The following is a 22,139-nucleotide window of genomic DNA, read 5'->3' as shown; positions in this document are numbered from 1 at the left end:
ATGCCTGCGCCATGTATGAATCAGCAAATAAAAAATTACCACTTCAGCAGTGGTAATTTTTTTAAAAATATGATAAAATATCTATAACTTTTGTTGTGATGGGGGATATTATGGTAACTAAAATATTGTTTTTATGCATGGCAGGTTTTGCAGCTTCCTTCGTGGATTCAATTGCCGGAGGGGGAGGGCTTATAAGTCTTCCAGCCTTTCTAATTGCCGGAGTACAGCCGCATTTTGCCCTTGGAACGAATAAGTTTTCTGCAACTGCTTCGGCCTTTACAAGTTCTATAAAGTATGCAGCGTCGGGCAAGGTGAACTTCAAGCTCTTAAGATACCTTATTCCATTTACACTTTTGGGAGCGGTTTTAGGAGTAAATACTGTACTTAAAATAGATCAGAAATTTTTGAACACCACGGTGTTTATAATGATATTGGCTGTTTCTATATATACTTTTTTTTCAAAATCAATGGGCAGGGAGGACAAATTTAAGGGGCTTACAGGAAAGAATGTTTTCTTTGGAATGCTTTTAGCCTTCGCCCTTGGGTTCTATGATGGATTTTTCGGTCCCGGTACAGGCTCATTTATCATGTTCGGCCTTATAAGCATATATGGTTTTGATTTTGTTCAGGCAGGAGGAAATGCCAAGGTTCTTAACTTTATTAGCAATATAACCTCCCTTATCCTTTTTGCGATTCAGGGCAAGATTGATTATGTTCTCGGGCTTCCCGTTATGATATTTATGATACTTGGCGCCAGGATAGGAACTAAAATGGCTCTTAAAGAAGGGGTAAGGCTTGTAAAGCCTATCTTTGTGGTTATGTCACTGGGCGTTGCTGTTAAAATGATGTTAAACATAATAAATTAATCCGTTGTGATAGTTCAGGGGCAGAGCGGAGATAAAAAATATATGAAATTCACATAAAGCTGGCAATTAGAAGTTCTAGGCGAAGGGATGCAGAAAAATCCTAGAACTTTCGTGACTTAAGCAAGGCGAGTTTAACGAAAGTTCTTGATTTTTCAAATCCCGAGCCTTAGAACTTCTTTGCTGAGCGTACTGGTGAATGAAATATATTTTTTATCGCAGCGCCGATCTGTAAATTTATCTAGCACAACGAGTTAAATTAATCCTTTGGCACAGCCTGGTACTGTGCCATATTTCGTATTTAAAATAAAAAATATTTACAATTTATTTGTTGATAACTTGATATAAACTCTATAAACTATAATGTTGTATGGATGTTCCATGCTTTCAAAGCCAGAGAAAGGTGGATATGTATGATTAAAAAGCTTAAAAAAATAACTGGTTTCATAGTATTTGAAATTATATTCTGCACCATACTTGGAATTTATCTTGTGTTTTACGGACCCTTTACAAGGATTAAGGAGACCTTTGTTACATCGGCGATGACCACTTTAAGACACAAGTATCTTGCGACGATATTTTTAAGCGATGAAGAAATCAAAAGGATAATGGAAAAGAATCAGAGTGGAATAGCATCTGAAAGGGAAAATGAGGATGAAATAGTTATAGGCAGTAAGTCAAACGATATAAACGTAATAAATATCAAAGCCAACAAGTTCAGAGGTTATCTTATGATTATCGATAATCCTGCAAGAATATCAGTTGGGACAGCGGATGAGCTTGGAGAAAGGGGAATGACCCTAAGCGAAATAGTTAAAAAATATGATGCAGTCGGTGGGATAAACGCTGGGGGATTCAGCGACAGGAAGATGACCGGTACAGGCGGAGAGCCTTCAGGAATTCTAATAGAAAACGGTAAAATAAAGCATATAGATAAATCTTCGACCTACGGCATCATTGGATTCAACGATAAGAACGTGCTTATAATAGGCAATTATTCCTTAAGTCAGATAAAGAGTATGAAAATAAGGGATGCCGTTACCTTTGGCCCGCCTCTTATAATCAACGGAAAGCCCATGATTAAAAGTGGTGACGGAGGATGGGGCATTGCTCCAAGAACTGCCATAGGGCAGAGAAAGGATGGAGCTGTGCTGCTTTTAGTTATCGATGGAAGGCAGAAGGATAGTATAGGTGCTACATTAAAGGATGTTCAAAATGTACTTTTAAAGTATGGAGCGTACAATGCTGCTAACCTTGATGGAGGATCATCCTCAACAATGGTTTTGGACAAACAGGTAGTAAACAAGCCTTCTGATATACTCGGAGAAAGGTCTATACCTTCTGCCTTTATAATAAAGTAGGAGGGTATTATGAAAAGGATAATTAAGAAGCTGATAATATATTCGATTATAGGCGTTGTTATAACTCTTACACCTTTATACTATGTAAACAATGTGCTTCTTTCAGAAAACACCGATATATCGGAAGAGAAAAAGGGAAGTTTTATTGTAAACGCCCTTAATCTTCATGTCAAGCTTCCGGAGGGAGCTGAGTATGTTTCAAGAGTACATGATACGGATTATGTGACCTATGTTAATAAGGGAAATATCTATATAAAGAATATAAAAAACGATAAACTTGTTAAAGAAATAAATGAGCTTAATCCTGTAGTATATGCAGCTCCGATTGATAATGGAAGTATCGTTATGTATTTCGTTTATGCAAATGGAAGGCTTTATATTAAAACTTACGACATTGCAAGGGATGAGAGTGCAGACCATAAGGCCTTTCCAGTAAAGAACTTTTACAGAATAGATGATGTAAAATATTCAAAGTATACTAATGTTATTTATGTAAACGTTGAGACGAAGGCAAAAAACGAAATACAGAACAACATCTATAGAATAAACATCATGAAAACGGTATCAATTGCTGTATCGAATAAAAAAATAGATGCTGTGAATCTTTTAAACAACGAGGATGTACTCGTGTATGAGGATTATAAAAACAACGTATATATAAATAATAGACTTTTTAAATACGGAAAGGAAAATAAATTTAAACTCCTTGGAGTTGATGAGGATGATAATCTATACCTCATGTCAATGGAAGATGCTAAAACCATATACGTTGTTAAGGATGAAAGGGTTAGTTACCAGATGAATATTGATGATACTTCCTACGAAGATGTTTATAGCAAGGATAACAGGATATATCTAGTCTATAAAGATCATGTATATGATTTAATAAATCAAAAAAATATAAGGATAAAACCTGATGTGAAGATAATAGATATCAGCGACAGTACAATAACCTATGTTGATTCGCAAAACCTCATAACGGAGGAGGACATTTAAAACAGCCTTCACACCACTCAATTCAAAGAGTTTTAATATATGATGCGGCTGACAAGCCAGGCGAATTCGTTAAACTTGCATATCCTTAAGTATAACGGATTTCACTACGGCTTGTTAGCCACTTTTTTTAACTTTACCTTGACGATATGATAAAAAAGAGGACCAGGCTGGCATGGGAACTGTCGATTTCGCTCAGAATTGGAAATGGGCAGAAATAAACCATGTTGATATTGCTGTTAAAGGTGATAAAATTGTTATTAGAAATGGTTGTTTGTACCATTAAGGAGGGATATCATGGAAAAAATTGAGAAGTTGTCCGTTAAGGAGTTTATGGATAAACTTTACTCAAGTATGCCTGCCCCAGGAGGTGGTTCTGCGGCTGCACTTGGAGCGTGCATTGGCGCTGCTCTGGCGGGTATGGTTTTCAATTTAACAACTGGAAAGAAGTTTTATAACGAATACGATGATTCTGTAAAGGAAAAGATTAATAAAAGCCTTTTGAGGGCGGGAGAGCTTAAGGATGAGTTCCTTGAGCTTATGGATGAGGATATAAATGCATTTAATAAGGTTATGGCTGCCTTTAAACTTCCAAAGGAAAGTGAGGAGGAGAAGGACATAAGAAGCAGAAGCATACAGGAGGCATATAAAGGCGCTATGGAAGTGCCCCTTAAAATGGCCCGTAAAGCCATTGAAATATTCGACCTTCTCGAAATTTCTGCAAAGTATGGCAATCCCAATGCCATATCCGATGCAGGAGTGGGGGCACTTTTTGCACTTTCTGCCCTTGAAAGTGCAGTTTTAAATGTAAGGATTAACCTTGCGGCTATAAAGGATAGGAATGTGGTTGATACAGCTTCCAGGGAATGTGAAGGCCTTCTTGAACTTGCAAAGGAAAGAAAAGAACGTATTATTGAACTGGTGGAAGGAAAGCTGTAAATGCAGGGGAAAAGGTTAATAGCTTAAAGCTTTTCGGCAATTCAAAATGGAGACAGGAGTATTGCTGTATGTTGATTTATGATAGAATATACTTCTGGGAGGTGAAAATATGCACGACAATAGTAAAATAGTTGCAGATGACAAGGAGAAGTTTTATAAGCTGCTTCTTACGACCCTTGAAGGTCTCATATCATCAGAAAATGATTCCCTCGCAAATCTAAGCAACAGTGCAGCACATCTATTTAATAATCTGGAGAACATAAACTGGGCAGGCTTTTATATTATGAAGGATGGTGAGCTTGTCTTAGGGCCCTTTGGAGGGAAGGTTGCATGTACAAGGATAAAGGTTGGCAGAGGCGTTTGTGGAAGCGCTGCAAGGGATAGAAAAACATATGTGGTTCCAAATGTGCTGGAATTTGAAGGGCATATAGCCTGTGATGCGGCCTCAAGATCGGAGATAGTGGTTCCGATTGTAAAGAATGATGTATTATATGGAGTACTTGATATTGACGCCCCAGTATTTGATAGATTTGATGAGGTGGATAAGCTTTATCTTGAAGAGTTTGTAGAGAAACTTAACAAATATATCAACTGGGATGAGCTAACAAGGGTATAGGGTAGGCGGGTATAAAAACCCGCCCCATTTTTTATTCTCTTCAGCCTTTCATTTCCATTTAATTCTTTTTATCTTCTTATCAGTATATGAAGGAAATTTTCTAAATATATAGAATATATTAGTTATATGGCAGTTTATGCAAGTTATATAGAATTTAAGAAGTTTGTATGTTGCTCTAAAGCAGTTTTATATCCATCATTGCCCAAAAATAGTTGGGAGGTATGTATATGAGCAAACTTTATTATTGTACCAGATGTAAAAGAGTGGTAAAGAGTGATTTGTCATGTGATTTTTGTAAGAATGAAACCCTTAAGGAGCTTGTGGCAGGAGCCCCGGTTAACGTTATTGGAAGCAAATTGAAAGGAAAGGTTTTAAAGATAAAGGATGGTGTTGTAAGGCTTCTTATAAGGGACGAATCGAATAATAAGTTTATCAGGGAATATGAAGCTGAAAAGGTAAGGAAGATACTTTGATTTAATATCCACCCAATTTGGGTGGTTTTTTTATAGGTGCCTGGGATATGTTTGACATAGGTTTTGATAAAAGGAGGCTTTACAGTTATAATTTTATTAGTCTGATTAAAGGAGGGCTGAAATGCTGAGGGATTTTGTTACAGATATAAGAAACGTTTATGAAAGAATAAACAGGGGAGAAGAGCCTTCTCTTCATGTTTTTAAAGAAAAGTGGAACATAAAAAGAAGCATAGGTGAAGTTTACCAGAATTTATGCTACAAAGAATTAAAAAAGCAAATGGGAAGCTTCTATACTCCCCATGAGATCGTGGATTTTATGGTTAAGAGGGCTTTAGAGGATGTTAGTTTAAAGGAAAATCCATATATAAGGATAGCCGACCCCTCCTGTGGAGGTGGATATTTTCTCATATCCCTTTTTGAACATCTTGTCCAAAAAGGAAGGGATGAGGGATTGGCAAACGTTGAGGAGCATGTTCTTCAAAATAATTTATATGGATCTGATATAGATGAAAACGCAGTTATGATTACGGCTCTGGAGCTCTATGACAGGACGGGATACGTTTTTAAAAATATAGATAAGAAGGATTTCCTTTTAGATTCTAAAGAAAAGTATGATATCATAATTGGCAATCCACCGTATATGGGGCACAAGGTTTTAACCGGAAGCTATAGAGAAGAGCTTTATAGATTGTATGGCGAGGTGTTTTCAGACAAGGGGGATATATCCTATTGTTTCATAAAAAAATCAATAGACAGCCTTGAAGATGGAGGAAAACTTCTATTTTTTACTTCCAGATATCTGCTTGAGGCTCTAAATGGTGAAAAGCTAAGAAGATATATTAAAAAGTCTGGGACGATATCAACTCTAATTGACTTCTATGGTGTAAGGGTAATAAAGGGGGCAGGGGTTGACAATATGATAATGGAGTTTATAAAGGATGAACAGGGGGAGAAAACCCACTATTTCAGGCTGATGGAGGAGGCGAAGGGAAGGGGAGAGGAGGTTTTTAGGGATATTAAATCCTGGGAAAACATCTATTCAAGGCATATAAGTGTGGATATGCAAAGGATGAGGGATGACAGATGGATGTTTTTAGACGAATTGGAGGAGTCGATTTTAAACAAAATAAAGGGTGTTGAGCTTAATACCCTGTGCGAGGGATACCAGGGCATTATTACGGGCTGTGACGATGCCTTTGTACTTAAAGTGGATGAGGCCGAAGCCCTTGGAATAGAAAGGGATGTGCTAAGGCCATGGATTAAAAATAAAAATGTGGAAGCCTTTAACGTTCAGCCCTCAGATGAGGTTATCATTTATTCTGATTTAATATGTTGTGAAGAAAAATATAAAAACGCAATTAGCTACATAGAAAGGTTTAGGGATAGGCTGGAGAGAAGAAGGGAATGTATAAATGGAAGAAGAAAATGGTATGAGCTTCAATGGGGGAGAAGGCCTGAACTTTTTGATGATTTGAAAATAATTTATCCCTTTAAAGCCTCGAGAAACAGATTTGCCCTTGATAGGGGAAGCTATTTCAGTGCAGACGTTTATGCCATTAAAATAAGGGATATGTTTATAAATACCATTAGCTATGAGTTTTTGCTGGGGATTTTGAACAGCAGAATATATGAATTTTATATAAAGATCATGGCAAAAAAGCTTGGAGATGACATTTACGAATACTATCCCAATAAAATAATGACGCTGAAAATACCGGAATATATTCCTGAGCTTGAGAAGGAGGTTATAAAGAAGGGCGATGATTTAAGGGACAGGCTTGATAGTGTCCTAAATAAATACTTTGGAATCACCGGTGAAGAATATGAGATTATAAAAGGCTGGTGTAAATAGAAATTTAGCGTCTTTTGGCATGGGATGAATGTCGCACTTGTGCTGGCAAGTCATTTTTTGTATAATATAGTTAATCCATCATTCGATGGCTACAAGTACAAGACTCTAATACGACAAGCTGGGCAGCCTGGTAACAGGGCTGTCGCCTATGGTGCTTTATGCACTACCGACTACACCAAAGAATCCTATGCCTTCAGGCGTGCGGAGCGTCAACAAAATAGTTAAAACGATGATTGAGGCTAGTAGGTATATCAACCTTATAACAGCGATTCGGGAATGGTGGAAGCCCGATATAAGGAATATGCTGAATGGGCTCATGAGTGCAGTCTGAATTTTAGTAGGATTTGACGGATGTCCCCCGTTACGGGATAGAGTGGGCCTATGGCCAATGGGAGTGGTACCGCGGAAGCAGCCTTTCGTCTCTTTTTGAGATGGAGGGCTTTTTGTATTACTAAAATTTATATAATTTCGTTTTCATGGAAAAAACATATTTCATTTACTGCTTCCCTTGTTCAGAGGAGTTCTAAGGTTCGGGGTAAATCAATTCCTTTGCTACTTTCTGGCTAATCAAAATAGAGAAAATATCCTTGCAGGATGGTGAGGGTAAGATAAATAGCTAACACAACAGTTTAATATATATGCATATAAATTCAGAAGGAGATGATTTTATGGGAGACAAAAAGGTTATATTCAGCGGAGCACAGCCATCGGGTGAATTAACCCTTGGCAATTATATAGGGGCGTTTAAAAACTGGGTTGAGCTTCAGGATGAATTTGACTGTTATTACTGCATAGTTGACCTTCACGCAATAACCGTTCCTCAGGAGCCTGCCCTTCTTAGAAAGAGATCTTTGACTCAGCTTGCACAGTATATTGCAATGGGTCTGGATCCTGAGAAAAACACTATATTTATTCAATCCCATGTAAGTGCCCATACTGAACTGGCATGGGTTTTAAATTGCCTTACCTATATGGGAGAGCTCAACAGGATGACGCAGTTTAAGGAGAAATCAAAAAAGAGCGAGGCTAACTTAAATGCGGGACTTTTTACCTATCCTGTGCTTATGGCAGCCGATATACTTCTTTACCAGACGGATCTGGTGCCGGTTGGTGAGGATCAGAAGCAGCACCTTGAACTTGCAAGGGATATTGCCAAGAGGTTTAACAGCAGGTATAGCGAAACCTTTAAGGTTCCGGAAGCCTATATTCCAAAGGTTGGTGCCAGAATCATGAGCCTTCAGGAACCCGAAAAGAAGATGTCAAAATCCGATGAAAATGAAAATGCATATATACTTCTTCTCGATAAGCCGGAAGATATAAGAAGAAAGATTAAAAGGGCAGTTACCGACTCGGTTGGAGTTGTGAGATATTCAGATGAACAGATGGGAATTAAAAACCTTATAACGATATATTCAAAGCTTTCTGGGGAGTCCGTTGATGATATAGTAAACAGGTATGAAGGACAGGGATATGGAAAGTTCAAGGAAGATACGGCGGAGGTTATAATAGAAGCCTTAAGGCCAATTAGAGAAAAGGTTGACTATCTTCTAAGCAACAGGGACTACCTTGAAAAGGTTTATATGGATGGTGCAAATAAGGCAGAAAGGGCTGCGGCGAAAACCCTGAGAAAGGTTTATAAAAAGGTCGGTTTTATACCGAGAAAATACGAGTAAAACTACCGCCCCGATGGAGAAATCGGGGTGTTTTTGTTTTCGCTAATCGATTTAAGATAAATGAGTGAAGAGAAGCTGAAAAATAACAAAAAACCACCCTTGGTTATCCCAAGAGTGGTTTTTGTTATTTTTCACCAATTACATCCTTTATGTATTTTGGAAGCACAAATGCAGCTTTGTGCAGTTCTGGGGTGTAATATTTAGTGTCCCAATCAGGTATTTTGGTTGTATCAACCTGTGATGGATCATATTTTTTAGAACCTATGGTAAAGCTCCAGTATCCACCAGGATATGTAGGAATTCCTGCCATAAATAACTTTGTTATTGGGAAAATAGCTTTTGCGTCATTAAACACCTTTCTAACTGTGTCTGGAAGGAAGAAAGGCGTTTCGGTCTGGGCTATGAAAAGACCATCCTCCGTAAGAGCATCATAGATGTCCTTATAGAAGTTTCCACCGAATAGTCCCTCGGCAATGCTGAAGGGGTCAGTGGAGTCTACAATTATTACGTCGAATTCGTTTTTGTGGTCCTTCACGTATTGAATTCCGTCACCTACGAATATTTCACACCTTGGATCATCAAGGGCATGGCTTATTTCAGGCAGATATTTTTTACATTCTTCTATAACATCTCCGTCTATTTCACATAAAACAGCCTTCTCCACGGAAGGATGCCTTAGGATTTCTCTTATTGCACCTCCGTCTCCGCCGCCAACTACAAGCACCTTTTTTGGGTTGGGATGGGTGAAAAGAGGAACATGAGTAATCATTTCATGGTATATAAATTCGTCCTTTATGGTTGTTTGTACTATTCCGTCAAGTACAAGCATTCTTCCAAAAACTTCAGCATCAACAATTGCAAGATCCTGATATTTGGTTTTCTTCCTGACAAGAGTTTCCTTTATCTTGTAGGACATAGCCACGCCTTCACCTTCAAGCTGCATTTCTTTGAGCCATAAATCCATATGATTACCTCCCCTGTTTGTAATTCATGAAATAATGCTATCCAAGCAATGTCAATATGTACATAGTGCATTTTATCATTATTATGCGGATTGTACAATATAAAAATACATTTTGAACCTATATGGATTTTTCCTTTCTTTATGCTAAAATATATTTACTGCAAATATGAAATGGTGAGGTTGAGGATGAAAAACATAGAGGTACAGAAGACGATTTTAAGCAATGGACTTAGTGTTATAACTGCCTGCAGAGATAGCGATATCTTCTCACTTGGTATGGGAATTAAGGCAGGGTCCCTTTATGAGGATAAAGACAACAATGGAATAGCACATATGGTTGAGCATATGCTCTTTAAAGGAACAATAAACAGGAATATGGATAGGCTTAATGATGATATTGAAAGGCTGGCGGGTGATATTGATATATATACAACCTATGGCAGCACCGTTCTTACCGCAGATGTTATGAAGGAAAAGGGAGAGGAGTGCCTTGAAATAATATCGGACATGATGATGAACTCCATATTCCCTGAAAGGGAATTCAGGCTTGAAAAAAAGGTTATCATTGAGGAAATAAAAATGGATAAGGATGACCCTGAGGAGCAGTCATACCTGGGGCTTTTTAAGGCTGCTTTTCCTGAATCATGGCATAAGTATTATATAGCAGGCACCATAAAATCGGTGAAGGGCATTAAAATAAATATGCTTAAGGAATTTTATAGAAACTACTATGTTCCAAAAAATGCCGCGATATGTGTTGTGAGTTCCTACAGCCATGATGAAGTAGTTAATATGGTGGAAAAGTATTTCGGAAAATGGGTCGGAAAAGAAGCGCCTGTACTTGCAGAGGGAAAATATGCAATTAATCCTCGAAGGGTTGTAAGGCATAGGAAGGGATTGAGTCAGACACATCTTATTTACGCCTTTGACATTCAGAGTTTAAGCAGAAGGGAAGAGGTGGCTCTGACACTTTTGAATGAGAAAATAGGTGCAGGTGCCAACTCGATATTATTTAAAGAGCTTCGCGATAAAAGGGGATATGCATATAGTGTATACAGCAGCATTGACTTTATTAAGAATTTAAAGATGTTTTATATATATGCAGGTATTTCAGAGGAAAATCTGAAGGATACGATGAACGTCATAGAAAAGGTCATTGATAACTGTAAGAAAAATGAGCTAGGCATTAATGAAGAAAGCATTAAAACGATTAAGGATATGTTCTTTACCCATATGGCAATCGCTCTTGAATCCTCTTCCCATATGGTGGAATATCTCCTGGATGGAGAAATCAATTATGAAAATCCCCTAAACTTTCAGGAGGTCCTGGAAATGATGAATTCAATTAATGTAGAGGATATCAAAGGGGTTATTGAGAAGGTGTTTAAGGAGCCTTTAATTCATATTTTATTGCCGGCGTAGATTTTCCATAACCTTATTTTGTTGAAATTTGGTTTGATTTTCAAAAGACCTGTATAAAATTAAGTCAGAATGGGAATAATTTAAACGATTATTCCGTAGTTTTTTTATACTTTAGAAGGAAAAATTTACATTTTATAGAATATATAAGTTAATATGTATTTTTTGGGGGGATTCTAATGAACTTAAAGTTTAGCCAAAAAAAGGGAGCCCTTGTGGTTACAATGCTTGGAGAGCTTGATCACCATTCGGCGGAGAGGGTCAGAATAAAGATTGATAATAAAATAGACGAGCTTGGTGTAAAAAATTTAATACTGGATTTTTCCGGAGTTAACTTTATGGACAGCTCAGGGATTGGTGTGGTTATAGGGAGATTTAGAAAAGTTTCTGAATGGGGCGGAAAGGTAGCCATTGTAAACCTGGCTTCTCCTGTTAAAAAGGTTTTTGAACTTGGGGGCCTTTTCAAAATAATAAAGGAATACAGGGATATTGATGAAGCCGTTTTGAATTTATAAAGGGGGATGTACTATGTTTAAAAATGAAATGAAAATAGAGTTTCCAAGCAAATCTCAAAATGAAGCCTTTGCAAGGGTTGTGGTTGCCGCCTTTGCTTCTCAGCTGGACCCAACCATAGAGGAGCTTTCAGATGTGAAAACCGCCGTTTCAGAGGCCGTTACAAATGCAATCATACATGGCTACGAAAATTCCAGTGGGAAGATAGAGATAGAATGTAAAATTGAAGGCAGAACCCTTACGGTGATTGTCACAGACTATGGCAAGGGAATAGAAGATGTTGAACTTGCAAAGCAGCCATTATATACATCCAGGCCTGAGCTTGAAAGGTCAGGAATGGGTTTCACCGTTATGGAAACCTTTATGGACAGTCTTGAAGTGGAATCAGAACCTCTTAAAGGGACAAGGGTAAAGATGACAAAGGAATTCAAATCCTTTTAATCTATGGAGGAATATATATGAAAGATAGTTCATCCATAAGCTATAAGTTTCAGAGCCATGAAGAGGTTATGGAACTTATAGGAAGAAGCCAGCAGGGAGACCGGGAAGCTCAGGACATACTTATAAACTCGAACATAGGGCTCATTTCTGTTATAGTTAAAAAGTTTTTAAACAGAGGATACGAGTATGAGGATTTGTTTCAAATAGGTTCCATAGGGCTTATTAAAGCCATAAAAAATTTTGATACCAGCCTCAACGTCAAATTTTCAACATATGCAGTTCCCATGATCATGGGAGAGATAAAAAGGTTTATAAGGGATGATGGCATCATCAAGGTAAGCAGAAATGTAAAGGAAACGGCCAAAAAGGTTAAACATGCAAAGGAGAAGCTTTCCAAACAATATGGGAGGGAAGTAACCGTTGAGGAAATTGCAAATGAGCTCTGCATAACCTCTGAAGACGTTGTTATGAGCCTGGACAGCCTAAATGCCCCTGAATATCTATATGAAACCATTCATCAGGATGATGGTTCTCCAGTTCTTCTTATTGACAAGATAAAAAGCGATGGAAATGACTATGGCTCGGATTTGATTGACAGGGTCGCATTAAAGGAACTGATAGGCAATTTAGACCCAAAGGCAAGACAGGTTATCATTCTCAGGTATTTTAAGGATATGACTCAAAGCCAGATAGCAGAGAGGCTTGGAATATCCCAGGTACAGGTATCAAGAATTGAAAAGAAGGTACTGGATTATTTAAGAAAGGCTATGACTTAAAAAGGGTAGGGATCATTAGGTCCTTGCCCTTTTTGTTTTAAGCTATCTCAGTTATTCGCTTTCTAAATGTGAATTTCATATATTTTTTATCTTGCTTATTTACAGAAGAACCAGCACAACAAGTTACATTAAATATAAATTATGAGGAAAAATAACTGTATAAGCAGGAGGTGATATTTTGTATTATAGCGGTAAAAGATGCGATATTTCAAAGGTTAAGCAGAGAGAAGATAAACATACAAGGTTTGATTATGGCAAAGTGAGGGTGGATTTATCATCAGCGCTGGTGGGTGAAAATGAAAAAATAAAGGACAGTAGGTGATTCCATGGAAAGGTCAAAGGAAGAAGAGATTAAGAAGGATTATTTAAAAATGGCTGAAAAGGTAGGACCTTCATCGAGTTTTTTAAAGAATTGTGCAGCAGCTTTTATCGTCGGGGGGCTTATTTGCGATGTTGGCCAGCTTGTAATGAACTATTTTTTATCCCTTGGTATACCAAAGGATGAGGTTAATTCCTATGTGGCAGCGGTTATGATTTTTTTGGGAGCCTTTTTAACAGGAATTGGCGTTTACGATAATATAGGAAAACATGCAGGGGCTGGGTCTATAGTTCCAATTACGGGCTTTGCAAACTCCGTAGTGTCCCCTGCAATGGAGTTTAAGAGGGAAGGATACGTTTTTGGAGTTGGGGCTAAAATGTTCGTTATAGCAGGCCCTGTGCTTGTATACGGCATATCAGCTTCCATTATAGTGGGGTTAATATATTATTTTATAAGGTGAGGTGGAAGTATGGCAGAGAAAAAGATAGGACTTCAGACGGTAAAATTTAAAAATCCACCATCAATAGTTTCTACAGCTTCAATAGTTGGACCGAAGGAAGGGGAGGGGCCTTTAAGGGAATACTTTGATTTAATAATAAGTGATGACCTGTATGATGAAGACTCCTGGGAAAAGGCGGAGAGTAAAATGGCAAGGGAAGCAGTTAGAATGGCACTTAAAAAGATTGGGATGACTCCCGATAGGGTTGATTATCTTTTTGAGGGGGATCTTCTAAATCAAATAACGTCCTCAAGCTTTGTAGCAAGGGATCTTAAAATACCATTTTTTGGACTTTATGGAGCGTGTTCAACCATGACAGAATCCTTGAGCCTTGCAGCCATGATCACCGATGGAGGGTATTCAGATTATGCCGTCGCGGCAACGTCAAGCCATTTTAGTTCGGCAGAGAGGCAGTTCAGATTTCCACTTGAGCTTGGAACCCAGAGGCCTCCCACAGCACAGTGGACTGTAACGGGAGCGGGTGCTGCCGTAGTAGGAAGAAATGGAGAGGGACCGTATATTACATATGTTACCACTGGGAGGGTAATGGATTTTGGGATTAAGGATGCCAACAATATGGGAGCTGCAATGGCACCTGCAGCAGCAGACACCATAATAAGGCATTTTAAGGATACGGGATTTAAACCCCAGGACTACGATTTAATAATATCAGGGGATCTGGGGCAGGTAGGAAGGCAGCTTACAATTGATATGGTAAAGGAAAACGGATATGATATTTCTCAAAACTTTACAGACTGCGGAATTGAAATATTCGACTCTGACAGGCAGGATGTACATGCTGGCGCAAGCGGATGTGGATGCTCTGCAGTGGTGTTTTGTGGATATTTATATAGCCAGATAAAGAAGGGAAACATAAAGAGGCTTTTAATAATGTCAACGGGAGCCCTTCTAAGCCCAACAAGCACGCAGCAAGGGGAATCAATACCTGGAATAGCCCATGCTGTAGCAATAGAAGGGAGGATATAGCATGGATTATATAAGAGCCTTTTTAGTTGGAGGAACTATTTGCCTTATTGGTCAAATATTGATGGAGAAAACTAAACTAACATCGGCAAGAATACTTGTAATATTCGTTACCGCAGGGGTTATACTCGGTGCAGTTGGCGTATATAAGCCCATTGCAGAATTCGGAAGGGCAGGTGCATCTATTCCTCTTACAGGTTTTGGGTATTCACTTGCCAGGGGGGCAATTGAGGAGGTACAAAAAAATGGAATAATAGGTGCCTTTACAGGAGGCATTAAAGCTGCATCAGCAGGAATGGCGGCAGCGGTTTTCTTTGGATATATCATGGCTTTAATTTTTAAACCCAGAACTAAAAATTAAGGAGCTGAATGAATGAAGCGAAATGTTATACTTGTTACAGATGGAGATACAATAGCTCAAAAGGCTGTAGAGATTGCAGCAAAAAACATTGGAGGAAGATGCATTTCAAGCTCTGCAGGAAACCCTACACCCCTTTCAGGTGAAAAGATAGTAGAGCTTATAAAGGAGGCCAAGCATGATCCTGTTGTTGTAATGGTAGATGACAGGGGTAACACCCATAAAGGCGCTGGGGAAAAAGCCATGGAATATATACTTGAAAGCCCGGATGTTGAAGTGCTTGGCATAGTTGCAGTAGCATCGAATACAAAGCATGTAAGGGGAGTAAAGGTCAATTTATCCGTGGATCGGGATGGAAATATAATTGAAAAGGCGGTGGATAAGCATGGTAATTCCAGGGATGGGAGAATAATAAAGGGAGACACTCTGGATGTTCTTAATGATTTAAAAGCGCCGGTAATTGTTGGCGTAGGCGATCCAGGCAAGATGGATGGATTTGACGATATTGAAATCGGAGCGCCGATTATAACTAAAGCTCTAAAAGAGATAATCAAGTTAAATGAAGAGAAAAAGTAAAGGAATCGGATGAACCGATTCCTTTTAAAAGCTACGGGGTTGTGTGGTTATTTCCGTTATTTCCATTATTCCCATTATTATTACCGCCATTACTGCCGCTGCCATTATTATTAGGATTGTTCGTATTGCCATTATCGTTTGCACCGCCAGTATTTCCGGTGTTTCCAGTATTATCGGTACCGGTAGGAGGGTTGGTATTCGTTGGCGGCTGCGGAACAGTGCTTGGTGCGTCGGTGTATTCGGTGGGGAGTATATATGGCTTATCCTTATCGAGTATTATAGAATTTGGATAGGGCTTTATAAACACCTTTTCCTGCACAAATTGAGCGGGAGTATCAGGTCTTGCAAGTTTTCCGGTTCTGATGTCTATCTTCGCAGTAGTATGCACATCGCAAAGTTCAACAGGCTCAGTTCCCTTAATGAATATATCTGAAACAACCCTGTTTCCCCTTGGATCCTGGGAACATAGTGAAGTTGCTGCATTTCCAGAATCAAGGCATACCTGGGCAGTTACAATTCCAGATGGCCTTTTAAAGTCCTTTACGGGAAGTCCCTTATGGGCTTCAAGCATTACCTCCTTCCATAAAGGAGCAACAGTTGCACCCTGAAGCTTGCTGTACGAATTATGCTTTCCGTCAAATGAGAAATTTGGATCGTCATGACCTATCCAGAAAACCCCTGCATAGTATGGAGTTATTCCGGCAAACCATCCATTCTGCCAGTCATTTGAGGTTCCTGTCTTTCCTGCTGTTGGCATTGAACCAAGGTTTGCAGCCTTACCTGTACCGTTTTTAACTACGGATTCCAGAAGGTCAACCATTATATATGCAGCCTGCGGTGATAATGACTTTGACTGTTCCGGTTTTCTTTCAAGGACGATACTTCCTTTATTATCCTTAACTACCGTATAAAACATAGGTTCTGAGTATATGCCGTTGTTTGCAAAAACGCTGTAGGCTGCAGCCATTCTAAGGGGTGTAACACCCTCTGTTAAACCTCCAAGAGCAAGTGATGCGGGACCTGTATCTGAAGATGCAATCTGATTTCCCAGGTGGAACTTGTTTATAAGGAAATCCCTTGAAACATTTGATCCCACCATATCCCACACCTTTATAGCAGGTATGTTCTGAGATTTTGTAATCGCCTGCCTTAGCGTCATAAGGCCGTCATAAGCACCATCGTAGTTTTTAGGCTGTGTTTTCCAGCCATAACCTTTCCAGAATTCTGTTGGAAGGGGGGCATCATATAGCGGTGTTGCAGCTGTAGCCTTTTCTGTTTCTATTGCAGGAGCATAAACCCCAAGGGGCTTGATTGTTGAACCAGGCTGTCTCTGGACCTGGGTAGCTCTGTTGGTTGACATTTCTGGATGATCCCCACGTCCTCCAACAACTGCCTTCACGGCGCCGTTTGTTACGTCTATGATGACTCCGGCCGCCTGAGGTTCTACAATATTTGGGTCATATGGGCTGACCTTTTTTGATTCAACCTTTATTTTAGGATAACCTTTGTAGTTGTTTACGGCATCCTCAGCCCTTTGCTGGATTCTTGTGTCCATTGTTAAATATATACTGTATCCCTGGGTTCTGAGCCTTTGCATGGCTTCGGCCTTCGATATTCCATATTTATCAGCAAAATCCTGGGCAATCTGATCCATTGCAGGTTCTATAAACCATTGATATTTCATGGAGGAACTTGCCGATTCTTTTTTGTTATACTGTGATTTGATTGTTGCAACTATATCCTCCTTAAGAGCCTCATCGTACTGTTCCTTTGTTATAAAGCCCTGCTCAAGCATCTTGCTTAAAACAAGTCTCTGGCGGGTGACATATTCCGTTGGATCCTTCATATTTTTTTCGCTGAATGGATATAGTCTTGAAGGTGCCTTTGGCATTGCTGCAAGAAGGGCGCTTTCAGCAATTGTTATATTTTTTACATCTTTACCAAAGTAAAACTTTGAGGCAGCCTGTACACCAAACTTGTTTCCTCCAAGGTGTATTGTGTTGAGATAGGCGTTTAGTATTTCATCCTTGGTTTTATGTCTTTCAAGCTGAACTGCCAGATACATCTCCTGAAGCTTTCTTGTCCAATTTTTATCCAGAGTAAGCGCATAGTTTCTAATAAGCTGCTGGGTTATGGTTGATGCCCCTTCAGCGAGTGACATTGTCTTTATATCAACCCAGAGAGCGCCGAATATTCTCTTTATATCTATTCCGTGATGGGTTTTAAACCTTGTATCTTCTATAGCTATAAATGCGTTTTTGGTATATTCTGGTATATCCTTAAGATCAACTATATTCCTCGTTTCCCCATCGGTGTAGTTGGCAATGAAATTACCCTGGCTGTCATATATTTTACTGCTTTCCTTGAGATTATCAATTATGTCGTAATTGATTGCAGGTGCCGATTTAATGACAGCCACTAAAACACCTGCCCCTGCTGCTCCAACAAGTAAGAACAATATTAAAAAGGACAGTAAAACAACTTTGCCGATTCCCTTTTTATGTTTTTTTCTATTTTTTTCACTTGTCCTGTTTTTTGATTCCATAATTAACCTCCTTCATAAGGATAGAAACATTATTAATTATTGACAGGCCTTTATGATATTATAACATTTTATCCTTATTATATCCATAAAACAAATTTAAATTAGCAAAAATTAGAAACTGTTAGTTCTTTAAATTCTATATGTACAGACAGCATTTAAGTTGATTATATTGTACAAACGATACAAATGTACTAAATGATTATTAATTAATTATTAATAATCTGTGAAATGACTTTATTAATCCTATAAAATAGCTATAATAAAGCATGGTAGTAAAGATTTATTGGAATAATTTATCAGTTTATCGGAATAAATACCTTGGGTTTGGAAAAAGATATTAACAGGTATCTTTTTGTATTATTTATCTGCTACATGGCTCAATAAAGGTTTATTAATGCAAAAATACTGACGGCTTATGCTATCGTTTGGAGGAATGAAGATGAGTGAGCTAATATATAATATCACCATGATATTCCAGATTTTCATGTTTATATTATCCGGATATTATCTTGTGATTTCGATTTTTGGTCTCCGCCTTAAAGAGGAGAACACCGATGATGTAAGTCCCGAAAAAACATTTGCTTTAATAGTTGCTGCACACAACGAGGAAATGGTTATAGGGCAAATAGTTGAGAGCCTTAAAAATCAGGATTACCCGAGTGAACTCTATGATATATTTGTAATAGCGGACAACTGTACCGATAACACAAAGCTTGTAGCAGAAAAGCATGGTGCAAAGGTATATGAAAGGTTTAACTCCGATAAAAGAGGTAAAGGTTATGCCCTTGAGTGGATGTTCAACAACATCTTTAAAATGAAAAAGAAATACGATGCAGTTGTTGTATTTGATGCCGACAACCTTGCTTCCAGAAACTTTCTCAGGGAAATGAATAGAAAGCTCAAGGAAGGGTACAGGGTTGTTCAGGGATATATAGACAGCAAGAATCCTCATGATTCATGGATTACGGAATCCTATTCCATTTCCTTCTGGACTGCAAACAGGCTTTTCCAGGCTTCAAGGGCAAAGCTTGGACTATCAAACCAGATTGGAGGAACAGGTTTTTGTGTTGAAACTGAGCTTTTAAAGGAGTTTGGATGGGGAGCTACATGTTTAACTGAAGACCTTGAATTTACGTGCAAGCTTGTTTTAAATGGGTATAAGGTTGGCTGGGCCCACAATGCAGTTGTATACGATGAAAAACCATTAACCCTTAAACAGTCATGGTATCAAAGGAAAAGGTGGATGCAGGGGTTTGCAGATGTTGCATCAAGGTTTTTTACAAAGCTTATGAAAAAGGCCTTTAGGGATAAAGATTTAGTAGCCTTTGACTGTGCACTTTACACTGTTCAGCCCTTTGTTGTAATAGGACTTGGTATATCGGTTTTATTAAACTTTATTCAAAATAACAATGGAACAGGAAGCGGGTTTAACATATTTGTTATTGATTCTATATTTAACCCCGTTGTATGGAAAATCTTCAGCGTATTTCAGTTTCTGTTTACTCCATTTGTGATGGTTCTTGAAAAAAAGCTTTCAAAAAGAATTCTTGCCTTTTTCGCTTTATATTCTATGAACATATTTATCATGAGTGCTATTTTTGACAACGATACCAATTTCCTTGTACTTGCTTTAGCCCATGGATTGTATTTATCACTATTTTTAATGGTCATACTCTGGCTTGAAGGTAAAAAGTCTTTTAAGTTATTTATATGGTATCTTCTCTATGGCATTTATACATTGACATGGATACCTATAACCATTCAGGGTATAATGGATAAAAATAAAAAAGAGTGGAGCCATACAAAGCATACAAGGCAAATAAGCATCAATGAAATTGAGGGTATGGAAAACAAGTCTATAGCTTAAAGAGTCAGTTTCTGACTCTTTTATTTTTAAAAAAGTACAGGCTGTAAGTGTCAAAACATCCCTGTTATGCATATTATAGAAGGAAGGGGGTGTTTTTATGACGGGGGCCCTAAAAAAATCAAAGTATAAAAAGTGGGTTTTTCTAATAGTTTTTTTTACATTTTTTATATACTTTTTATACAAATTAGATCATGATTTAAGGCCTATACTTATGGCCTACTGCGATGCTGAGGCGAGAATTACGGCGACACAGACCATAAATGAAACTGTAAGCAGGGAATTTGGAAATAAGATCTCATATGACGATATCATGAACGTTAAGACTGATAAGGATGGAAACGTGGTGATGATACAGGCAAATACCGTGGAGCTGAATAGAATTGGTTCTGAAGTAGCCATTTCTGTGCAGAAGAGGATTCAGAACATAGAGCCAAGGTCTGTAAAAATTCCTTTAGGGGTTTTGTTAAAAAACGATTTGTTTGCCCAATATGGGCCTAAAATTACCTTTAAGATGCAGCCCGTAGGTTCTGTTAATACGACCTACAGGTCTGAGTTTGAGGCAGCTGGGATAAATCAAACAAGACACATCGTTTATCTCGATGTTACAACGAATATACTAGTTATAATTCCCCTTGCAAAGAATAGTGTTTCTTTGACTTCAAGCATTCCGATTGCTGAAAGCATTATAGTTGGCAAAGTGCCGGAGTTTTATGGAAATTTCCAGAACACACCGGGAAACTCCGGAAGCAACAACTATGGTACTTTTAATCGCTAGGATGCTATTTGTGAAAAATTGTTGTTGACTTGAAATACATATTATGATAATATAAAAAAGCACGGAGGACGTGGGGGTGTAGCTCAGTTGGGAGAGCACCTGCCTTGCAAGCAGGGGGTCAGGAGTTCGAATCTCCTCATCTCCACCACTATAGAAGACGGAAGTCGAAGGTGAGAGGTCAGAAGGTTAAATCTCTACTTGATTTATCAAATTGCTGACTTTTAACTTCAGATATCTGGTCTTTTAATCAAGGGCTCATAGCTCAGACGGTTAGAGCGCACGCCTGATAAGCGTGAGGTCGGTGGTTCGATTCCACTTGAGCCCACCATTTGGGAGCAAAGTATAAACATACTCTGCTCCTTTCTTTTTTTAAGGATTATATTATCCTCTAATAGGTAAAACAAAAAACCTGAGTCTAGTCAGGTTTTTTGTTTGAAAGGCCTAATTTATAATCTATTCTGCCTCCCAGTTAAATACATAGGGTACATTTCTGTAATAATCCCCATAGTTTAAGCCGTATCCAACAACAAAAACATCGGGTATTGTGAAGCAGCAGTAATCTGGATTTATTTCAACCTTTCTTCTTTCCGGTTTGTCAAGAAGAACGCATGACTTAATGCTTGCCGGGTTGTATTTTTTTAGGTATTCCATAACGAATTTCATTGTAATCCCTGAATCAACTATGTCATCCACTACAAGCACATCATAACCTTCGATATCATCGGCTATGTCCTGAACTACCTTAACGTTTCCAGAGGAAACTTCGCCGTGGCCGTAGCTTGAAGTAGCCATAAATCCAATTTTTACAGGAACCTTTATCTGTCTTACCAGATCAGCAGTAAATATGAAGCTTCCCCTAAGGAGGGAGAGAACGTATAGCTTTTTGTCCTTATAATCCTCGGAAATTATTTTGCCAATTTCTGTGACTTTATTAGCGATTTCATCTGCTGATATAAGTATGTTTTCCTTTCTGCCTTCCATTGGAGCACCTCCTTTTGTATAGTGTAACACAAACTCATAATTTAACTCGTTGTGCCAGATAAATTTAAAGACTGGCGATGAGATAAAAAATATATCCCAGCAGCTGCTGCGCTTCGCAAAGAAGTTCTATAGCACCTGATTCGCACAGCCTAGAAAGGTTCACGAATGCGCCTTCGCTCAGTTTTTAAACCAGCACAACGGATTAATTTAAAATTAATATAAATTAAAGTCAACAACTTGTCAAGAATAGTAAAGCATTAACAGAGATTTCGCATCTAATTTCCAGTAAAGCTTTTTTCTTTATAGGAAATTAGATTTTTTCTATTTTATTGAAATTTTGGAAGGGAAAAAG

22 protein-coding genes, 2 tRNA genes and 1 other annotated feature are annotated in these 22,139 nt (G+C 38.4%); of the genes, 21 read left to right on the top strand and 3 right to left on the bottom strand.

The genetic code is table 11. From position 1 onward, the window contains the following. The first annotated feature begins 110 nt into the window (after positions 1 to 110). From EDD71_RS11895 to trpS, 8 genes are all read left to right on the top strand, one after another. Complete coding sequence (locus EDD71_RS11895) at positions 111 to 866, top strand: TSUP family transporter (RefSeq protein ID WP_133628964.1); 756 nt, start codon at positions 111 to 113, stop codon at positions 864 to 866. Positions 867 to 1,276: 410 nt separating this feature from the next. After that, positions 1,277 to 2,224, top strand: a complete 948-nt coding sequence (locus EDD71_RS11890) for a phosphodiester glycosidase family protein (protein WP_243116458.1) — start codon at positions 1,277 to 1,279, stop codon at positions 2,222 to 2,224. 9 nt (positions 2,225 to 2,233) lie between these two features. After that, the gene (locus EDD71_RS11885) at positions 2,234 to 3,220 is read left to right on the top strand and encodes a hypothetical protein (RefSeq protein ID WP_133628962.1); all 987 of its coding nucleotides are present in this window, start codon (positions 2,234 to 2,236) and stop codon (positions 3,218 to 3,220) included. A 294-nt stretch (positions 3,221 to 3,514) separates the two neighbouring features. Next, positions 3,515 to 4,156 carry a cyclodeaminase/cyclohydrolase family protein gene (locus tag EDD71_RS11880; protein WP_133628961.1) on the top strand — a complete coding sequence of 214 codons (642 nt, stop codon included), beginning with the start codon at positions 3,515 to 3,517 and terminating at the stop codon, positions 4,154 to 4,156. 109 nt (positions 4,157 to 4,265) lie between these two features. Continuing rightward, positions 4,266 to 4,772 carry a GAF domain-containing protein gene (locus tag EDD71_RS11875; RefSeq protein ID WP_133628960.1) on the top strand — a complete coding sequence of 169 codons (507 nt, stop codon included), beginning with the start codon at positions 4,266 to 4,268 and terminating at the stop codon, positions 4,770 to 4,772. Positions 4,773 to 4,999: 227 nt separating this feature from the next. Then, a complete protein-coding gene (locus tag EDD71_RS11870) occupies positions 5,000 to 5,245 on the top strand; it encodes a hypothetical protein (protein ID WP_133628959.1) in 246 nt (81 codons plus the stop codon). Positions 5,246 to 5,366: 121 nt separating this feature from the next. Further along, positions 5,367 to 7,097 carry an Eco57I restriction-modification methylase domain-containing protein gene (locus tag EDD71_RS11865; protein WP_133628958.1) on the top strand — a complete coding sequence of 577 codons (1,731 nt, stop codon included), beginning with the start codon at positions 5,367 to 5,369 and terminating at the stop codon, positions 7,095 to 7,097. Between the two features lie 220 nt (positions 7,098 to 7,317). Continuing rightward, positions 7,318 to 7,524: a binding site (T-box leader), on the top strand. Positions 7,525 to 7,765: 241 nt separating this feature from the next. Next, positions 7,766 to 8,770, top strand: a complete 1,005-nt coding sequence (trpS, locus tag EDD71_RS11860; protein ID WP_133628957.1) for a tryptophan--tRNA ligase — start codon at positions 7,766 to 7,768, stop codon at positions 8,768 to 8,770. A 124-nt stretch (positions 8,771 to 8,894) separates the two neighbouring features. Here trpS and speE read toward each other — a convergent pair whose 3' ends face one another. After that, on the bottom strand, positions 8,895 to 9,734 hold the full coding sequence (gene speE, locus EDD71_RS11855; RefSeq protein ID WP_133628956.1) for a polyamine aminopropyltransferase: 840 nt from the start codon (positions 9,732 to 9,734) through the stop codon (positions 8,895 to 8,897). A 186-nt stretch (positions 9,735 to 9,920) separates the two neighbouring features. Here speE and EDD71_RS11850 point away from each other — a divergent pair, with 186 nt between their 5' ends. From EDD71_RS11850 to spoVAEA, 9 genes are all read left to right on the top strand, one after another. Then, a complete protein-coding gene (locus EDD71_RS11850; RefSeq protein ID WP_166636472.1) occupies positions 9,921 to 11,156 on the top strand; it encodes a M16 family metallopeptidase in 1,236 nt (411 codons plus the stop codon). A 176-nt stretch (positions 11,157 to 11,332) separates the two neighbouring features. Beyond that, entirely contained in the window at positions 11,333 to 11,668 is a 336-nt protein-coding gene (spoIIAA, locus tag EDD71_RS11845) for an anti-sigma F factor antagonist (RefSeq protein ID WP_133628954.1), read from the top strand. Between the two features lie 13 nt (positions 11,669 to 11,681). Continuing rightward, positions 11,682 to 12,107 carry an anti-sigma F factor gene (spoIIAB, locus tag EDD71_RS11840; protein ID WP_133628953.1) on the top strand — a complete coding sequence of 142 codons (426 nt, stop codon included), beginning with the start codon at positions 11,682 to 11,684 and terminating at the stop codon, positions 12,105 to 12,107. Between the two features lie 17 nt (positions 12,108 to 12,124). Continuing rightward, positions 12,125 to 12,883 (top strand): RNA polymerase sporulation sigma factor SigF, encoded by a 759-nt coding sequence (sigF, locus tag EDD71_RS11835; RefSeq protein ID WP_133628952.1) that lies wholly within the window; start codon positions 12,125 to 12,127, stop codon positions 12,881 to 12,883. Between the two features lie 178 nt (positions 12,884 to 13,061). Beyond that, positions 13,062 to 13,205 (top strand): hypothetical protein, encoded by a 144-nt coding sequence (locus EDD71_RS15410; protein WP_166636471.1) that lies wholly within the window; start codon positions 13,062 to 13,064, stop codon positions 13,203 to 13,205. Positions 13,206 to 13,254: 49 nt separating this feature from the next. Beyond that, a complete protein-coding gene (spoVAC, locus tag EDD71_RS11830; protein WP_423244829.1) occupies positions 13,255 to 13,662 on the top strand; it encodes a stage V sporulation protein AC in 408 nt (135 codons plus the stop codon). A 9-nt stretch (positions 13,663 to 13,671) separates the two neighbouring features. Next, entirely contained in the window at positions 13,672 to 14,688 is a 1,017-nt protein-coding gene (spoVAD, locus tag EDD71_RS11825; RefSeq protein WP_133628950.1) for a stage V sporulation protein AD, read from the top strand. A gap of 1 nt (position 14,689) precedes the next feature. Then, the gene (spoVAE, locus tag EDD71_RS11820; RefSeq protein ID WP_133628949.1) at positions 14,690 to 15,046 is read left to right on the top strand and encodes a stage V sporulation protein AE; all 357 of its coding nucleotides are present in this window, start codon (positions 14,690 to 14,692) and stop codon (positions 15,044 to 15,046) included. A 12-nt stretch (positions 15,047 to 15,058) separates the two neighbouring features. Continuing rightward, a complete protein-coding gene (spoVAEA, locus tag EDD71_RS11815) occupies positions 15,059 to 15,619 on the top strand; it encodes a stage V sporulation protein SpoVABEA (RefSeq protein WP_133628948.1) in 561 nt (186 codons plus the stop codon). Between the two features lie 31 nt (positions 15,620 to 15,650). Here the strand turns inward: spoVAEA and EDD71_RS11810 are convergent, their stop codons facing one another. Then, a complete protein-coding gene (locus EDD71_RS11810; protein ID WP_133628947.1) occupies positions 15,651 to 18,164 on the bottom strand; it encodes a transglycosylase domain-containing protein in 2,514 nt (837 codons plus the stop codon). A 439-nt stretch (positions 18,165 to 18,603) separates the two neighbouring features. Between EDD71_RS11810 and EDD71_RS11805 the strand changes: the two genes are divergently transcribed. From EDD71_RS11805 to EDD71_RS11790, 4 genes are all read left to right on the top strand, one after another. Further along, a complete protein-coding gene (locus tag EDD71_RS11805) occupies positions 18,604 to 20,031 on the top strand; it encodes a glycosyltransferase family 2 protein (protein WP_133628946.1) in 1,428 nt (475 codons plus the stop codon). Positions 20,032 to 20,128: 97 nt separating this feature from the next. Continuing rightward, a complete protein-coding gene (yunB, locus tag EDD71_RS11800) occupies positions 20,129 to 20,806 on the top strand; it encodes a sporulation protein YunB (protein WP_133628945.1) in 678 nt (225 codons plus the stop codon). Positions 20,807 to 20,878: 72 nt separating this feature from the next. Next, a tRNA-Ala gene (locus EDD71_RS11795) sits at positions 20,879 to 20,954 on the top strand. A 103-nt stretch (positions 20,955 to 21,057) separates the two neighbouring features. Continuing rightward, positions 21,058 to 21,134 (top strand) — tRNA-Ile (locus EDD71_RS11790). Positions 21,135 to 21,259: 125 nt separating this feature from the next. Here EDD71_RS11790 and hpt read toward each other — a convergent pair. After that, positions 21,260 to 21,787 (bottom strand): hypoxanthine phosphoribosyltransferase, encoded by a 528-nt coding sequence (gene hpt, locus EDD71_RS11785; RefSeq protein ID WP_133628944.1) that lies wholly within the window; start codon positions 21,785 to 21,787, stop codon positions 21,260 to 21,262. Between the last annotated feature and the right edge of the window lie 352 nt (positions 21,788 to 22,139).

This window comes from Fonticella tunisiensis, from assembly GCF_004364155.1.
GTDB lineage: Bacteria > Bacillota > Clostridia > Clostridiales > Caloramatoraceae > Fonticella > Fonticella tunisiensis.
Note: the sequence above shows the minus strand (reverse complement) of the source record. Positions and strands in the feature narration are given on the sequence as shown.

What these genes read in the sequence shown, in the direction of transcription:
- EDD71_RS11865 (WP_133628958.1), top strand. Translation starts at nt 5,367, where the DNA reads ATGCTGAGGGATTTTGTTACAGATATAAGAAACGTTTATGAAAGAATA.
- spoVAEA (WP_133628948.1), top strand. Translation starts at nt 15,059, where the DNA reads ATGAAGCGAAATGTTATACTTGTTACAGATGGAGATACAATAGCTCAA.
- EDD71_RS11895 (WP_133628964.1), top strand. Translation starts at nt 111, where the DNA reads ATGGTAACTAAAATATTGTTTTTATGCATGGCAGGTTTTGCAGCTTCC.
- sigF (WP_133628952.1), top strand. Translation starts at nt 12,125, where the DNA reads ATGAAAGATAGTTCATCCATAAGCTATAAGTTTCAGAGCCATGAAGAG.
- EDD71_RS11870 (WP_133628959.1), top strand. Translation starts at nt 5,000, where the DNA reads ATGAGCAAACTTTATTATTGTACCAGATGTAAAAGAGTGGTAAAGAGT.
- spoIIAA (WP_133628954.1), top strand. Translation starts at nt 11,333, where the DNA reads ATGAACTTAAAGTTTAGCCAAAAAAAGGGAGCCCTTGTGGTTACAATG.
- EDD71_RS11810 (WP_133628947.1), bottom strand. Translation starts at nt 18,164, where the DNA reads ATGGAATCAAAAAACAGGACAAGTGAAAAAAATAGAAAAAAACATAAA.
- spoVAD (WP_133628950.1), top strand. Translation starts at nt 13,672, where the DNA reads ATGGCAGAGAAAAAGATAGGACTTCAGACGGTAAAATTTAAAAATCCA.
- EDD71_RS11890 (WP_243116458.1), top strand. Translation starts at nt 1,277, where the DNA reads ATGATTAAAAAGCTTAAAAAAATAACTGGTTTCATAGTATTTGAAATT.
- EDD71_RS11805 (WP_133628946.1), top strand. Translation starts at nt 18,604, where the DNA reads ATGAGTGAGCTAATATATAATATCACCATGATATTCCAGATTTTCATG.
- EDD71_RS11875 (WP_133628960.1), top strand. Translation starts at nt 4,266, where the DNA reads ATGCACGACAATAGTAAAATAGTTGCAGATGACAAGGAGAAGTTTTAT.
- spoVAE (WP_133628949.1), top strand. Translation starts at nt 14,690, where the DNA reads ATGGATTATATAAGAGCCTTTTTAGTTGGAGGAACTATTTGCCTTATT.
- trpS (WP_133628957.1), top strand. Translation starts at nt 7,766, where the DNA reads ATGGGAGACAAAAAGGTTATATTCAGCGGAGCACAGCCATCGGGTGAA.
- EDD71_RS11880 (WP_133628961.1), top strand. Translation starts at nt 3,515, where the DNA reads ATGGAAAAAATTGAGAAGTTGTCCGTTAAGGAGTTTATGGATAAACTT.
- spoVAC (WP_423244829.1), top strand. Translation starts at nt 13,255, where the DNA reads ATGGCTGAAAAGGTAGGACCTTCATCGAGTTTTTTAAAGAATTGTGCA.
- yunB (WP_133628945.1), top strand. Translation starts at nt 20,129, where the DNA reads ATGACGGGGGCCCTAAAAAAATCAAAGTATAAAAAGTGGGTTTTTCTA.
- hpt (WP_133628944.1), bottom strand. Translation starts at nt 21,787, where the DNA reads ATGGAAGGCAGAAAGGAAAACATACTTATATCAGCAGATGAAATCGCT.
- EDD71_RS11885 (WP_133628962.1), top strand. Translation starts at nt 2,234, where the DNA reads ATGAAAAGGATAATTAAGAAGCTGATAATATATTCGATTATAGGCGTT.
- spoIIAB (WP_133628953.1), top strand. Translation starts at nt 11,682, where the DNA reads ATGTTTAAAAATGAAATGAAAATAGAGTTTCCAAGCAAATCTCAAAAT.
- EDD71_RS11850 (WP_166636472.1), top strand. Translation starts at nt 9,921, where the DNA reads ATGAAAAACATAGAGGTACAGAAGACGATTTTAAGCAATGGACTTAGT.
- speE (WP_133628956.1), bottom strand. Translation starts at nt 9,734, where the DNA reads ATGGATTTATGGCTCAAAGAAATGCAGCTTGAAGGTGAAGGCGTGGCT.